This is a genomic window from Nitratidesulfovibrio sp. HK-II (assembly GCF_003402415.2).
Lineage (GTDB): Bacteria > Desulfobacterota > Desulfovibrionia > Desulfovibrionales > Desulfovibrionaceae > Cupidesulfovibrio.
The window spans coordinates 2,247,030-2,260,951 of the sequence record NZ_AP036014.1 but is presented as its reverse complement, the minus strand read 5'-3'; the positions used below and the strand labels follow the sequence as shown (position 1 = coordinate 2,260,951).

General features: G+C 68.6%; 21 protein-coding genes. 20 read left to right on the top strand and 1 reads right to left on the bottom strand.

Annotated elements, in window-relative coordinates; translation table 11 throughout:
* The first annotated feature begins 1 nt into the window (after position 1).
* From RVX_RS09240 to RVX_RS09165, 16 genes are all read left to right on the top strand, one after another.
* On the top strand, positions 2-1,024 hold the full coding sequence (locus RVX_RS09240; protein ID WP_116305638.1) for a phage major capsid protein, P2 family: 1,023 nt from the start codon (positions 2-4) through the stop codon (positions 1,022-1,024).
* Positions 1,025-1,026: 2 nt separating this feature from the next.
* The gene (gene gpM, locus RVX_RS09235; RefSeq protein WP_116305637.1) at positions 1,027-1,803 is read left to right on the top strand and encodes a phage terminase small subunit; all 777 of its coding nucleotides are present in this window, start codon (positions 1,027-1,029) and stop codon (positions 1,801-1,803) included.
* 103 nt (positions 1,804-1,906) lie between these two features.
* Positions 1,907-2,362, top strand: coding sequence for a head completion/stabilization protein (locus tag RVX_RS09230; RefSeq protein WP_007521314.1), 456 nt, complete (start codon positions 1,907-1,909; stop codon positions 2,360-2,362).
* A gap of 7 nt (positions 2,363-2,369) precedes the next feature.
* Positions 2,370-2,846 carry a phage tail protein gene (locus tag RVX_RS09225; protein WP_116305636.1) on the top strand — a complete coding sequence of 159 codons (477 nt, stop codon included), beginning with the start codon at positions 2,370-2,372 and terminating at the stop codon, positions 2,844-2,846.
* On the top strand, positions 2,836-3,525 hold the full coding sequence (locus tag RVX_RS09220) for a virion morphogenesis protein (protein ID WP_116305635.1): 690 nt from the start codon (positions 2,836-2,838) through the stop codon (positions 3,523-3,525). Before RVX_RS09225 ends, RVX_RS09220 begins: the two co-directional genes overlap by 11 nt.
* 10 nt (positions 3,526-3,535) lie before the next feature.
* On the top strand, positions 3,536-4,648 hold the full coding sequence (locus tag RVX_RS09215) for a DUF2586 domain-containing protein (RefSeq protein ID WP_116305634.1): 1,113 nt from the start codon (positions 3,536-3,538) through the stop codon (positions 4,646-4,648).
* A gap of 13 nt (positions 4,649-4,661) precedes the next feature.
* Positions 4,662-5,126 carry a phage protein gene (locus RVX_RS09210; RefSeq protein ID WP_007521320.1) on the top strand — a complete coding sequence of 155 codons (465 nt, stop codon included), beginning with the start codon at positions 4,662-4,664 and terminating at the stop codon, positions 5,124-5,126.
* Position 5,127: 1 nt separating this feature from the next.
* Positions 5,128-5,349 (top strand): TraR/DksA C4-type zinc finger protein, encoded by a 222-nt coding sequence (locus RVX_RS09205; protein ID WP_116305633.1) that lies wholly within the window; start codon positions 5,128-5,130, stop codon positions 5,347-5,349.
* Positions 5,346-5,771, top strand: a complete 426-nt coding sequence (locus RVX_RS09200; protein WP_007521324.1) for a hypothetical protein — start codon at positions 5,346-5,348, stop codon at positions 5,769-5,771. The genes RVX_RS09205 and RVX_RS09200 overlap by 4 nt, the downstream gene beginning before the upstream one ends.
* A complete protein-coding gene (locus RVX_RS09195; protein WP_172596557.1) occupies positions 5,768-6,217 on the top strand; it encodes a hypothetical protein in 450 nt (149 codons plus the stop codon). The genes RVX_RS09200 and RVX_RS09195 overlap by 4 nt, the downstream gene beginning before the upstream one ends.
* Entirely contained in the window at positions 6,117-6,326 is a 210-nt protein-coding gene (gene lysC / locus RVX_RS09190) for a hypothetical protein (RefSeq protein ID WP_230404661.1), read from the top strand. Before RVX_RS09195 ends, lysC begins: the two co-directional genes overlap by 101 nt.
* The gene (locus RVX_RS09185; RefSeq protein WP_116305631.1) at positions 6,323-6,667 is read left to right on the top strand and encodes a phage holin family protein; all 345 of its coding nucleotides are present in this window, start codon (positions 6,323-6,325) and stop codon (positions 6,665-6,667) included. Before lysC ends, RVX_RS09185 begins: the two co-directional genes overlap by 4 nt.
* Positions 6,645-6,911 (top strand): putative phage tail assembly chaperone, encoded by a 267-nt coding sequence (locus RVX_RS09180; RefSeq protein ID WP_116305630.1) that lies wholly within the window; start codon positions 6,645-6,647, stop codon positions 6,909-6,911. Before RVX_RS09185 ends, RVX_RS09180 begins: the two co-directional genes overlap by 23 nt.
* 50 nt (positions 6,912-6,961) lie before the next feature.
* Complete coding sequence (locus RVX_RS09175) at positions 6,962-7,096, top strand: DUF6890 family protein (protein ID WP_371682108.1); 135 nt, start codon at positions 6,962-6,964, stop codon at positions 7,094-7,096.
* A gap of 11 nt (positions 7,097-7,107) precedes the next feature.
* On the top strand, positions 7,108-8,937 hold the full coding sequence (locus tag RVX_RS09170; RefSeq protein ID WP_116305629.1) for a phage tail tape measure protein: 1,830 nt from the start codon (positions 7,108-7,110) through the stop codon (positions 8,935-8,937).
* A 3-nt stretch (positions 8,938-8,940) separates the two neighbouring features.
* Complete coding sequence (locus RVX_RS09165) at positions 8,941-9,264, top strand: DUF2590 family protein (protein WP_007521332.1); 324 nt, start codon at positions 8,941-8,943, stop codon at positions 9,262-9,264.
* Between the two features lie 9 nt (positions 9,265-9,273).
* On the opposite strand, the gene RVX_RS09160 is transcribed toward RVX_RS09165, so the two are convergent.
* Positions 9,274-9,732: a HigA family addiction module antitoxin gene (locus RVX_RS09160; protein ID WP_116305628.1), complete on the bottom strand. Its 459-nt coding sequence runs from the start codon at positions 9,730-9,732 to the stop codon at positions 9,274-9,276.
* Positions 9,733-9,815: 83 nt separating this feature from the next.
* Here RVX_RS09160 and RVX_RS09155 point away from each other — a divergent pair, with 83 nt between their 5' ends.
* Genes RVX_RS09155 through RVX_RS09140 form a run of 4 tightly spaced genes read left to right on the top strand, consistent with a single transcriptional unit; the run spans position 9,816 to position 13,908 of the window.
* Positions 9,816-11,030, top strand: coding sequence for a baseplate J/gp47 family protein (locus RVX_RS09155; protein WP_116305627.1), 1,215 nt, complete (start codon positions 9,816-9,818; stop codon positions 11,028-11,030).
* Positions 11,027-11,647, top strand: coding sequence for a phage tail protein (locus RVX_RS09150; protein ID WP_116305626.1), 621 nt, complete (start codon positions 11,027-11,029; stop codon positions 11,645-11,647). The genes RVX_RS09155 and RVX_RS09150 overlap by 4 nt, the downstream gene beginning before the upstream one ends.
* Positions 11,644-13,440 (top strand): phage tail protein, encoded by a 1,797-nt coding sequence (locus RVX_RS09145; RefSeq protein WP_230404508.1) that lies wholly within the window; start codon positions 11,644-11,646, stop codon positions 13,438-13,440. Before RVX_RS09150 ends, RVX_RS09145 begins: the two co-directional genes overlap by 4 nt.
* Positions 13,441-13,449: 9 nt before the next feature.
* A complete protein-coding gene (locus RVX_RS09140; protein ID WP_116305625.1) occupies positions 13,450-13,908 on the top strand; it encodes a phage tail protein in 459 nt (152 codons plus the stop codon).
* Positions 13,909-13,922 lie beyond the last annotated feature (14 nt).

Here is a 13,922-nt window from a genome sequence, read left to right as displayed (position 1 = left end):
CATGCGCGAAAGTACCCGCAAGAAGTTCGACACCCTGTGCAGCCGCATGGCCGCCACCTATGGCGTGCCCAGCGTGCGCCAGCAGTTTTCCGTTTCGCCCACCATTGAACAGCGCCTGCAGGACGCCATCGTGGAGCGGTCCACCTTCCTGCCGAAGATCAACACCATCCCCGTGGATGACCTGGAAGGCGAAACCCTGCTCGGCTCCGCCACCGGCCCCGTTTCGGGCCGCACGGACACCAGCGCCGACAAGGAACGCACGCCCCGCAACGTGCTGGGCCTGAAGCCCTACCGCTACAAGCTGGTCCAGACCAACACCGACGTCTACCTGCGCTACGCCACCATGGACGCGTGGTCCAAGTTCCCCGACATGGGCGACCGGTATTCCCGCTACGTGCAGGAGCGCATGGCCAACGACCGCGAACTGGTGGGCTGGCACGGCCGCTCGGCTGCCGCCGATACCGACCTTTCCGCCTTCCCGCTGATGCAGGACGTGAACAAGGGCTGGATGCAGTACATGCGCGAAAACCTGCCCGGCAACATCCTGAGCGGCGGCGCGACCGCCGGTGAAATCCGCATCGGCGCGGGCGGCGACTGGGCCAACCTGGACATTGCCGTGCACGACCTGTTGCAGGGCATCCCCACCTACATGCGCCAGAACCTGGTGGCCCTGATCGGCACCGACCTGATCGCGCAGGAAAAGGCCGCGCTGTTCGCCGTGGTGGGCGGCAAGCCCACGGAAAAGGCCCTGCTGGGCAACGCGCTGACCACCTTTGGCGGGCTGGCGTGGGACACCCCCAGCAACTTCCCCGGTCGCGGCCTTGTGGTCACCAGCTACGACAACCTTTCCGTCTACCTGCAGAACGGCTCGTGGCGCCGCAAGGTGGAGGACAACCCCAAGAAGGACCGCGTGGAGGACTACAACAGCCGCAACGAGGGCTACGTGGTGGAAACACCCGAGCGCTTCGTGGCCGTGGAGTTCGACAACGTGAAGCTGCCCGACGGCGCGAGCGGGTGGGCCTAGCCATGAGCCTGATGCGCAAGCACCAGCAGGCCGTGCGCGTGGTTACCGGCGTGCCGGGCGAGCGGATAGGGGCCGGGGCCGTGGTGCTGGGGGCCATGCCCGCCGCGCCCCGTGGCCTGCTGGGCGGCAGCCAGTTGGGCACCTTCCTTTCCGCCTCGCTGTCCGAGGATCTGGCGGCGCTGTCTGCCATCGCTTCCGTCGAACGCAAGATCGACCTGAAGCGCGACACCCTCATTCCCAAGTACCGCGACTATGCGGCGCGCCTGATGGCCGACGGCCAGCGGCACGAGCTGCTGGGCTACTACCTTGTGTGGTGCCTGGACGCGGGCTGCATGGAAGAGGGCCTGCGCGTGGCCGCGTGGGCCATGGAGCAGGGCCTGCCGCTGCCGGAACGCTTCCGCGCCAGCGTGCCGCTGTTCGTGGCGTCTGCCGTGGCTGCGTGGGCCGAGCGCCAGCACGACGCCGGGCACGACTTCGAGCCGTACCTGTCGCAGGCGCAGGCGCTGGTGGAACCCGGCGGCGAGGTGCCGGACAAGGTGCGCGCGGGCTTCCACCGGCTGTTCGGCCTGCGGGCCGAGCAGGGCGGCGACCTGCCCACGGCGGAGCGCGAGCTGCAACGCGCGCTGGAGCTGGGGGCCAAGGTGAAGACCGCGCTGGACGGCGTGCGCAAGCGGCTGGCCCGCGATGGCGGGCAGCCCGCGCCCGGCGATGAAGAAAGCAATGACCCCGCACCCGCTGCCGCCCCCGAAGAACCGGCGGGCGGCGACGGGGCGGGCTAGGTACTCCTCCACCCAGCCGGGGCGGCCCGGGCGGAAGCACGGCACAGGGTGCCGGTGACCGCACGCCCGGGCCCGCCCCCAACACGACACAACAGGCCACGCCATGAGCTTCAGCGCCATTACCGACCAGCCCTCCACCGTCACCCTGCCGGGTGACGGCTGGTATCCGGACCTTTCCGTGGGCGAGTTCCAGCGCGTGTACCGGCTGCCCGCAGAATACGCGGCGGCGCTGGTGGAAGACCACCTTGGCCTGGCCCGGCTGTGGGCCATGCGCCAGTTGCAGGCGTGGCGCGCGGCGCAGGAGGCGGCCGGGTTCGCCAGCCTTGATGCCGTGCCCGTGTTCGGCATGGCCGGGGAGGCAACGCGGCTCTTCAAGCGGGCGGTGTTCTGCCACGCCAAGGCGCTGCTGCTGGGCCAGTTCGCCACCGTGGAGCGGCGCGAGGCCGCCCGCGAAGACGCCAAGGAAGGCCCGGACGTGGCCGACCGCTTCTATGCCTGGGCGCACGACGCCATTGCGGATCTGCGCGGGCGCGGGCGCATCGACGCGGATCTGGTGTGAGGCGGGCATGCGCAAGATTTCATCCCTCGTCGAACACCTGCTGACCACCACCCGCCTGCCGCGCGAGCAGGCGCACGCCTTTGCGGACAAGGGCGAGCTGCAGCCCACCGGGCGCGACCTGGGCATGACGCCCGATGGCCGCGCGCAACTGGAAGTGGGCGTGTGGAAGTACGACGCGGTGATCCGGTTGGAACGCTACGCGGGCGACGGCCCCACGCTGATGGCCATCGTGCTTGGCTGGCTGGCCGACCACGACGGCGACCGCGACGGGCTGGCCGAGCCGGAGCTGGACGTGGACATCAACGATGCCCGCACCTGCGACGTGGAGCTGGCCGTGGAGTTCGAGGAACGCATCACCGTGGTGGAAGACCCGGACGGGGCCGTGCCCTTTGACGGCAGGCGCTGGAGCGTGGCCGCGCCAGAGATCGTGGCGGCGGGTTCGTTCACCTTCGGCGCGCGGCGCGGGGGCGGCGATGCAGGTTAGCTTTTCCGTTTCGCCCGACCATGGCCGGTCGGCCCGGCTGGATACGCAGATCGACGCCCTTGGCGGCGAGATCCGCGACCGTCGCAAGCATGCCCGCCGTCTTGCCGGGTACGTGCGCACGCAGACGCGGCGCAACATCCGCAAGCAGGAGACGGTGGAGGGCGCGCCCTTCGCGCAGCGCCGCGACAAGCGGGACAAGCGGGCCATGCTTACCGGGCTGGCAAGGACGTTGGCCATCATCCCGCGCGGGCCGGATGGCGGGGTGGTTGTTTCGTGGAAGAACCCGCGCGACGCGCGGATCGCCTACCGGCACCAGCACGGCGTGGGCGAGGAGTGGGGGCCGCAGCGCGCGGCGCGGGCCTACGGCGTGCCGGACTACAAGGCCCGGTGCACCCGCAGGCAGGCCAAGGCGCTGCTGCGGGAAGGGTTTCGCCTGCCGGTGCCCGGCAAGGGCGGCGGCAGGGCAACGCGGCGCGTGTCCGTGATGTGGCTGGAGAAGCATTTCACCCTCGGGCAGGCGGGCCTGGTGCTGCGGCTGATGCGCACCGGCAAGCCCAAGGGGGTGCAGGAATGGCGCGACACGGTGCCCGAGCGCGCCGCGTTGGGCGTGACGGCCGCCGAGGCGGACAGGATGTGCCAACGGCTGGCCAAAAACGTGCTGGGCCGCGTGCCCGGATAGGAGACCACCCATGCTCGGAAGCGTGCAGGTAAACAACCTGAACCTGATTCAGGGCCCGCTGGAGGAAGTGGAGAACTACTTCCTGTTCGTCGGGCGCGGCGCGGGCACCAACGAGGGCAAGCTGATCACCCTGAACACCGAGACGGACCTCGACGGGGTGTTCGGCAGCGCCGATTCGGACCTGAAAACCCACGTGGCCGCCGCCCGGCTGAACGCCGGGCAGAACTGGAACGGCTGCGCCATCCCGCTGGCCAGCGGCGACACGTGGGCCGATGCCGTGGACTTCGCCATGGAGCGGGTGACGGTGGAGGCCATCGTCATCACCGATGCCGTGGCCCTGCCCACGGAGCTGGAGGCCATGCAGGCCAAGGCCGAAAGCATCATGGCCCGCTACATGCGCCCGCTGTTCTTCATCCCGCGTTGCCGGGGGCCGCTGCCCACCGAGACGTGGGAAGACTGGCTGGATGCCGTCCGCCCCCTGACCAGCAACATCGCCGCCGACCAGGTGAACCCCGTGGCCACCATCTGGGGGCCGGAGCTGGGCGCGTATGCCGGGCGGCTGTGCAACAGCGCCGTCACCGTGGCCGATTCGCCCATGCGCGTGGCCACCGGCCCGCTGCTGGGCGAGGGGTGGTCCGTGCGCCCCACCGACAAGAACGGACGCATCCTGGACATGTCGGTGATCTCGGCGCTGGACGCCGCGCGGTTCTCCGCCCCGCAGTGGTACCCGGACTACCCCGGCGTCTACTGGACCGACGGCAACGTGCTGGACGTGCCCGGCGGCGACTACCAGGCCGTCGAAAACCTGCGGGTGGTGCAGAAGGCCATGCGCCGCGTCTATCCGCTGGCCGTGGCCCGCGTGGCCGACCGACGCCTGAACAACACCCCCGGCAGCATGGCGGCGGCCGCCATGTACTTCATGCGGCCGCTGCGGGAGATGAGCCGGTCGCGCCAGATCCTCGGGCAGGTGTTCCCCGGCGAGGTGGAGCCGCCCAAGGAAGGCGACATCGTCATCACGTGGCCCAGCAAGTACGCCGTCGAAATCTGGATGGCCGTCCGGCCCTACAACTGCCCCAAGTCCATCACCTGCAACATCCTGCTGGACCTGACCAACTACGCCTAGAGGGGGTGAGCACATGCAGCGCATCAGCGGAAAGAACTTCGACATCACCATCGGCACGCTGGCCATCACCGTGTCCAAGGCATCGCTGAACATCGAGGACAACACCGAGGTGGCCCAGGACAACGGCGTGCCCAACGGCTGGGTTTCCGGCGACGCGAAGGCCGACGGCGAGATCGAGCTGGACGCCACGGGCGTGCGCCTGCTGGGCGAGGCGGCGAACAGCGCCGGGTCGTACCGCGACCTGCCCGTGTTCGACATCCTCTTCTACGCCAAGACCGGCGACGGCGAGGAAATGAAGGTGGAGGCCTTCGGCTGCAAGTTCAAGGTCGAAGGGCTGCTGGATATCGACAAGAAGGGCGGCGAGAAGCACGTGACCAAGCTGAAATACATGGTCACCAGCCCGGATTTCATCCGCATCAACGGCGTGCCCTACCTGTCCAAGGCGGACACGGAAGGGCTGATGGGCTCGCAGAACTAGCATGGCCGACGCAGCGGACATCGCCACCGAACGCGAGTGCATCCTGCGGCAGGAGGCTTTGGCCCGCCTGCACGCCGCGCGCGGCGCGCAGCGGACCAGCCTGACCGGTCTGACCAGCCGGGCCACCTGCGAGGAATGCGGCGACCCCATACCCCAGGCCCGGCGCGCGGCGGTGCCCGGCGTGCGCCTGTGCATCACCTGCCAAAAGGAGCTGGAAGCATGATCGACCGGAACAATCCCCCCCGTGGCGTGCGCAACAACAACCCCGGCAACCTGCGGCACGGTTCGCCGTGGGAAGGGCTGGCGGCCGCGCAGACCGATTCCGCCTTCTGCACCTTCGTGCGGGACGAGGACGGCCTGCGGGCGCTGGCCAAGGTGCTGCTGAAGTACGAGCGCGACGGCCTGAACACCGTGCGGGGCATCCTGAACAAGTACGCCCCGGACACCGAGAACGACACCGAAGGCTACATCGCCCACGTGGCGGCCCGCATCGGCGTGGCCCCCGGCGCGCCCATCAGCGTGAAGGACAACCTGGAGCCGCTGATGCGCGCCATCGTGGATCACGAGAACGGCAGGGGCTGGGCGGACCACTACGCCCCGGCCACCTACGCGGCGGCCATACGGCGCGCCAAGGGGATGGCGTGAACCGGCTGCTGGCCATCGTTGCCGGTGCCGCCGTGCTGTGCCTGGCCCTGTGGTGGCAGGCGGAGACCATCAAGGATCTGCGGGGCAACCTGGAGACGGAGCGCCGGTCGGTGGCCACCCTGGAAGAGGCGCGGCAGGCCAACGCCCAGACCATTGCGCTGCTGCGCGGTGACATCAAGGTCCGGGACGACGCCATCATCCGCCGCGACAGAAAGGTGGAGGCTCTGGAAAGGGAACAGGCGGCGTCCCTGCGCGCCTACAAGGAAGAGGTGCAGAATGATGAAGCTACTCGCGCTTGGGATGCTGTGCCTGTGCCTGCTGCCGTGCACCGGCTGTTCGGCAAGGGTGGAACGGGTGCCCGTGCCGGTGACGGAGCGGGTGCTGCCCCCGGCCTCGCTGACACGGGAGACGGCGGTTCCGGAGTGGAGCGGCGTGACCAACGGTGATCTGTCGGGGTTCGCCAAGCAGTTGGAAGGAGCCGTGAACCGATGCAATGCCGACAAGGCGGAATTACGGGCATGGGCGGAGGATACCGCCACGGGGCAGGGCAAATGACCGAGGTCAAAGAGTGGCTGGCCAGCACATGGCTGGTGCTTGCCCTGTCCGTGGCTGGCGGTATGGCCCGCGCCGCAAAGTGCGGGGAACGCAGCCTGTGGGCGTGGTTCTGCTCCGTCCTGGTGGCGCTGTTCGCCGGGGTAGTGACCAACCTGATCCTGGTGGACCTGACCTCGCTGCCCGAGACGGCCCGCGTGGCCTGCGCATCCGTATCCGCCTATTCCGGCGGGGCCGTTCTGGACGCCCTGCAGACACGCATCGCCGACGTTCTGGCCGCGCTGCTGGGTGCCCGGCGTGAATCGCAACCGACACAAGGAGATGACCGTGGACAAGACTATTAAGCTGAACGTGAACGGCCGCGAACTGACCTTCAACATGAGCCTCGGGATCTACAACCGCTACATCAACGAGTTGCAGCCTTCCAGCAAGGTCGGCCCGGCGCAGAACCTGTGCACGCGCAGCGTTGCCGACGAAAGCAAGGCGGCCTTGCAGGAGCTGCTGCAGCTGCCCGGCATGGCCGTGCAGATCGCCAGCAAGCTGTTCGAGGACTACACGCCCGACATCGAGATCGAGGTGGGAAAGTAGAGGCGCGGGCGGCGGCCCTTGCGGAGAACGGCGCGGCGCAGCTCGTCGCGCTGTCCCGCAGGTGGTTCCCCGGCCGCGCTGTGGACGCGGAGGCCATGGCCGAGGCGCTGTGGCTGGAACGGGACCATTGGGAAAAGATGACGGTGGCCGTGTGCAACGGCATCGCCAAGGCGTTCAACGGATAGGGGGGTAGGGCATGGCCACCAAGCTGGAGCGGCTGGAATTTGCCATCGGCATGAAGGACCAGGCATCGGGAAAGCTGGGGCAACTGCGCTCCTCGCTGGACAAGCTGACCGGATCCGCAAGCAGGCAGTTCGGTCAGGCGCGCGACGGCGTGCTGGGCGCGGTGGCCACCGGCTACTCCATTCACCAGATGGTGGCCCCGGCCATCGACCTGAACCGGGCGTTGGGCGAGGTGTCCAGCCTTGGCCGGTCGGATACCGGGCTGGCAGTGCTGCAGGCCGAGGCGCAGAAGTTCGCCATGGCCTATGGCGGCAGCGCCGCAGAGGTCATCCGGGCCGGGTACGATATCCAGTCGGCCATCGACGGGCTGACGGACAGGGAGCTGGCCCGGTTCACCGCCGCATCCGGCGTTCTGGCCAAGGCGTCCAAGGCCGACGTGGCAACCATGACCTCGTACATGGGCACCATGTACGGGATCTTCAAGAACACCGCTGACGGAATGGGCAAGTCGCGCTGGGTAGAGGAGATCGCCGGGCAGACGGCTTACGCCGTGGGCCTGTTCAAGTCGTCCGGGGCGGAAATGTCCGCCGCGTTCACCGCGCTGGGTGCCAACGCCACGGCGGCGGGCCGGAGCGCTGCGGAGCAGATGGCCATCCTCGGCACGCTGCAGGCCACCATGTCGGGCAGCGAATCCGGCACCAAGTACAAGGCGTTCCTTGCCGGGGTGGGCACGGCCCAGAAGGAGCTGGGCCTGACGTTCACCGACACCCGGGGCAACATGCTGGGCATGGTCGACATCCTGGACAGGATCCGCGGCAAGTTCGGCGACACCCTGTCCGTGGCCGAAAGCGACCAGCTGAAGAAGGCGTTCGGGTCCGACGAGGCCGTGTCGCTGATCAAGCAGCTGATGATGGACACGGACGGGCTGAAGGCCAACATGGCGAACATCGCCAACATCAAGGGCATGGACAACGTGACCAGCATGGCCGCCAGGATGACCGATATCTGGGGGCGGCTGGGCGGCACGGTCAACGTGCTCGCGGGCAGCTTTGGCCAGAAGCTGCTGCCGCCGCTGGAGGAGATCGTGGGCAAGGTGGTGGACGTGCTGCAGAACCTTGTCCGCTGGATCGACCTTGCCCCCAACCTTGCCCGGTGGGTGGGCTACGGGGCCATTGCGGTCATGTCGCTGGCCACCGTGATGGGGATCTTCACCGCCGTGGTGGCGGTGAACCGCATCGCGCTGATGGCGCTTGGCGGGCCGCTGAAGCTGGTGGCGTTCACCTTCGGGCTGCTCACCAAGCTCACCGGCCTGCAAACGGCGGCCACCTGGCTGTTCAACGCGGCCCTGTGGGCCAACCCCACCACGTGGGTGGTGCTGGGCATCGTGGCGCTGATCGCCGCCGTGGGAGCGCTGGTCTACTGGTGGGACGATCTGAAGGCCGCGTTCCTGGACACGACGTGGGGCCAGGCCCTCATGAAGACCATAGATGCCGTGATGGCTCCGTTCCGCGCCCTGGGCGAAACGTGGGATTGGCTGCAGCAGAAGCTGGGTCTGGCCGCCACGCCCACCACGGCAGCCATCAGCGCCGCCACGGGCGCGCCGCAGGCCGCCATCGAAAGCACGGCCACCGCGCTGACCTCCGCGTCGGCCACCGGCCCGCTTTCCTCGCTGGAAGCCGCCCGCACCCCGGCCATACCAGCCGGTGGGCTGCTGCAGGCCACCACCAACCAGATCAACAAGGGCCGCACGCGCCAGACCACCATCGGCAGCGTGACCATCAACGCCGACCAGCCCATGACGCCCGGTCAACTGGACGAATGGGCCGCCCTGCAGGCGGGGTAGACCATGGCCGAGTACATCGACCTGCGCATTTCCAAGGATGACGTGACGCTGGACGCCGGGGGGCAGCCCGTGCTGCTCGATGGCCGGGCCTCCATCGCCCAGGACATCCAGCACATGATCCGCGAGAGCGGCCTGCTGGTGGACATCATCGCCAACCGGGACGCCCGCGCGCGGCGCACCAACCTGGTGCGCATCACCATGGCCGTGGACGACGACGAGCGCATCGTGCCCGGAACCACGGTCATCAGCGAATCAGCCCTTGGCGAATACTGGCTGACGGCCACCACCGTGAAATACGGCAGCATTTCGCTGCAGCTGGGGGCGTGAGGTGAGGGGCTATCGAGGCGTCTTGCAGGCGGGGGACGCTCGCCGGGCATGTTCCCAGAACGCTTCATTCAGAAGGGGGTTGTCGGGGTCGCTTTCCGCGTTGGCGGTGAGTTGGGCGTCGGAAAAGCCCCGGCTGCGCGCACCGTCGGTGAGCGGGCGCAGTTTGCGAATATCTTCAACGTTGAGAGGCTGCACGTCCCGCCATTCCATCCGGGTATTGGCGGTTTCCCACAGGGTGTACGCCTGCTGCATACCCAGCCAGAGTTCCGGCGTGGTGCCCAGCGCCCGGGAAAGGCGCAGGGCGATGTCCGGTGTGATGGACGCGCGCCCGTTGACGATGGCCGAAAGCGCCTTGCGCGAAATGCCCAGGCGGTGCGCCAGTTCGGTGATGGTGATGCCCAACGGTTCCATGTGCTTCCTGAACAGGATTCCCCCAGGGTGCGCGGGCTTTCTGGTGCGGGTACGCATGATGCTGCCTCCATCTGCTCGTGTTGAAGGCGTAACCATCTTGGTTACACCCGGTCAAGGGAGAAAGCGAACGGGAGGGGGCAATGGCCATCACCAGCGCCGCGCGTGAACTGTTTACCCTCATGCTGCGCGAGTCGGGCATGCCGGTGACGCAGGCCGAGATGCAGCAGCAGTGGGACGCCCTGAACACGGCCGAGGGCAGCCAGATCACCAACAACAGCGCGTGGTCGCCGTTCTGGCGGCTGATTTCGGCCATCGTCACGGCCCCGGCGCAGTGGCTGGTGGGCCTGCTGGTGGAGCACGCCCTGCCCAACACCTTCCTGCGGTTCGCAGCAGACGCCTGGCTGGACGTGTTCGCCTGGGGCGTGGACGTGAAGCGCAAGGCGGCGGCCACGGCCGCCGGGGTGGTCACGTTCACGCGGGCCACGGCAACCGGAGCCCTTACCATCCCGGCGGGCACGCTGGTGGAATCGCCCCCCATCAACGACGTGACCTACCGCGTGGCCACCGTGGCGGAAGCCGTCATACCCGCCGGGCAACTGTCGCTGGCCGTGCCGGTGCAGGCCGAACAGGCCGGAGCCGCGTGGAACCTTGGGCCGGGCTACTACTCCATCCTCATCCGGCCGGTGCCGGGCATCACGGCCGTGACCAACGGGGCCGACTGGCTGACCTCGCCCGGGGCGGACACCGAGGACGACGAATCGCTGCGGCTGCGGGCGCGCAACCAGTTCGCCGCCGTGGGCCAGTACCACCACGACGCGGCATACCGCGCCCTGATCGCGGAGTTCGCCGGGGTGCGCACCGATTACCTGCATTTCGAGAAGGACGGGCCGCGCGGGCCGGGCACGGCCAACTGCCACGTGATGGTGGAAAGCGGCATCCCGCCGCAGGAGTTCATCGACACCATCAACGCCTACGTGCGGGCCTCCGGCAACCATGGGCACGGCGACGACATGCTGTGCATGCCCATGGCGGCCATGCCGGTGGCGCTGGCCGTGACGGTGTACCCGGTGGCCACGGCCAGCACGGCGCGGGCGGAGGCCCTGCGCCTGGCCGTGGAGAACCGGGTGCGCTGCGCGTGGCGCGAGAATGCCGACTTCCCCATGACCAGGACGTTGCCGCTTTCGCGGTTCTCGTTCTCGCGCCTGTCGGAGGAGCTGCACGCGGCGCTGCCCGATCTGCAAAGCGTGGAGTTCACCCACGACGGCGAGGGCGGGGCCGTGGGCGCTGATATCGTGGCGCAGCTGCAGCTGCCGGTGCTGGGCAGCCTGACCGTTACCCTTGGGGGCGGGGCATGAGCGAATTGCCCCAGCTCGACCAGCCCAGCCTGCCGTTCTGGATGGGCGGCGAGGAGTGTTCCAAGCTCGCCCGGGCCGCGCACAACTGGTTCACGCGCCTTGGCGAATGGGCGGCCCTGCCCGCCCGCCAGCTGGACCCGCTTACCTGCACGTCCACCGTGCTGGATCTGCTGGCCTGGCAGCGCAACGTCACCACCTACCAGGGCGAACCGGAGCGGCTGTACCGCCTGCGTGTGGCCCATGCCTACGCCAACGCCCGCGACGCGGGCAGCGTGGCGGGGTGGGGGCGCATCTTCCAGCGGCTGGAGCTGGGAGGCGTGGCGCTGGAAGAGCGCGTGGCCGGGCAGGATTGGGACGTAATCGGCGTGGTGGTGGACGACACGGCCTTCCCCGACCAGCAGAACGTGCTGGAGATCATCGTGCAGGAGTATGGCCGCACCTGCCGCCGCTACCGCTTCATCAGCTGCATTCCGCAGGCCGTGCGCGTTGCCGCCTGCGCCTTCGACGACGATCACGCCACGGTGTGCGCCGTGAGCAACCCCCTTACCATGGTCACGGCGGGCATGCGCGCCGCCGCGTTCGACAACAGCCACCACACCACGGAGGCCCACGCATGAGCGTTACCCTGACCGCCGCCGGGGAGGCCCTGATTGCCCGCCTGCAGGCGGAAGGCACCCCCCTTGTCATAGACCGGTTCATCTTCGCGGACGTGCCCGGGCAGGATCACACCCAGCCCGCCAGCCCCGCGCAGGGCGTGCCCACGGCCAACGTGGTGCACGAGTTTCCCATCCCGCAGGAGTACCGGGCCTTTGTCGCCCCCAACCAGGTGGTGTACTCCGCGCTGCTGGGCAGCGACGTGGGGCCGTTCTCGTTCAACTGGCAGGGCCTGTACTGCACCGAGCACGCCACGCTGGTGGCCGTGGCCACCTTCCCCCGGTTGGAGAAGCGCCGGTATGACCCGGCCACCAACACCCAGGGCAACAACCTGACGCGCAACTTCCTGCTGGAGTTCAGCGGCGCGCGCGAGCTGACGCAGATCACCGTCGAGGCGGCGGTGTGGCAGCTGGACTTCACGGTGCGGCTGAAGGGCATCGACGAGCGCGAACGCCTGTCGAACCGCGACATCTACGGGCGCGCCGCGTTTCTGGACGACGGCTGGCTGCTGACGCACACCGGCGGGGCGTACCGGTTCGAGGCCGGGCGCGGCTACGTGGAGGGCATCCGCGCCGCGCTGCAGGATCCCGCGCCCGTGGTGCCCACCGTGACCCCGTGCGAGGTGTGGCTGGACGTTTCCATGCAGGGGCAGGGCTCGGACGTGGTCACGATGGTGACGCCGCTGTGCCTGGCCATCGGCACGGACAGCCCGGACTACGTTGCGGCCGCGCCGCACAACACCCAGCACTACTGCGAGAAGGTGGCCCGCATCGAGGCCGACGGCAGCGTGACGGATCTGCGGCCCCGCCGCATCGGCATCGCCCCGGAGCAGATGGGCGCGGTCACGCACGAGGAGCTGGAGGCGGCGCTGCTGCGCGTATCCGGCCTGCCCATCGGCATGCCGTTCCTGTTTCCCGGCACGACGCCCCCTGCGGGGTGTCTGTCCATCGTGGACGGGCCGCTGCTGCTGCGTGAGGCGTACCCGCAACTGTGGGCCGTGGCGCAGGCCAGCGGCAACATCATCACCGAGGCGGCATGGCAGGCCAAGGCCGCCGTGCAGTCGTCGGTGGGCGAGTTCTCCAGCGGGGACGGGGCCACCACCTTCCGCTGCCCGCGCTGGCGCGACTTCGCGCGCGCGGCGTACCCGGCCGGGGGGCGCGCCCTGGGCCAGTACGATGCGGACGAAAACAAGAGCCATAGCCACCTGACCGGCGTCCCGTACCCCACCTCGGCGCGCACCTTCTACGGCGCCAAGGCGACCGGCCAAACGAAGTCCAACTACATCACCGACCAGACGGGCAGCATTACCGACACCCCGGAGACCAACGCCGTGGGCGGCACTGAAGCACGCCCCAAGTCCGTCAACTGGCTGCCGTGCATCAAGGCTTATGATGCCGTGGTGAACACAGGCGAGCTTGATTGGGCCGCGCTGGCCACCACGCTGGCGGGCAAGGTGGACCGCAGCGATTGGTCGCAAAGCCATGGCGACAACGGATGGCAGAAGTTGCCCGGCGGCCTCATTCTCCAGTGGGGGGCGGGCACCGCATCCGCAAGCACAGGCAGCGCAGCCACAGCTCCCGTCAATGCGTTTCCTGTGGCGTTCCCCAACGCCTGCTTTGTCGTGCTTCCGGTCTCTGGTCCGACAGCCGACAGTTATAGTCATGTTGTCATTTCCTCCAAAACGCAGGGGGGATTTGTCGCTGAAAACTCGCTTAACTCACCGCAACCATTTCTCTATCTCGCCATCGGCAAGTAAGGAGGCTGCATGCAACACTACTATTCCCCGTCTTCGGGCTGGTTTTACCGCGATGGCATGCATCATGACATTCCCGAAGATGCCGTGCCCATCTCGGCTGACGAGCATGCGGCCCTGTTGGCTGCCCAGGCGCAGGGGCTGGTCATTCTGGCCGGGCCGGATGGTCAGCCTATAACCGTAGATCGGCCAGATCCGACGCTGGACGCGGTTGCTTCCGCCAAGGCGCGCGAGATCCGCGCCGGGTACGACACGGCCCTTGCGGGCGTGCTGGCCGGTGCGGAAGCGACCGCCACCGGCGTGGCCGTGGGCTCGGCCCTGATGGCCGTCTCGGACCCCGAAGGGCTGGAATACCTGGTGGCGCGGCTGACCGCCCGCCGGGTGGAACTGGAACAGGCCCTGCTGGCCGCGCAGGCTGACGCGGCCCCGGTGCCCGCCGTGCTGGCCATCGTGGTCAGCTACCCGACGTAGCAGCGGGGGGAGCG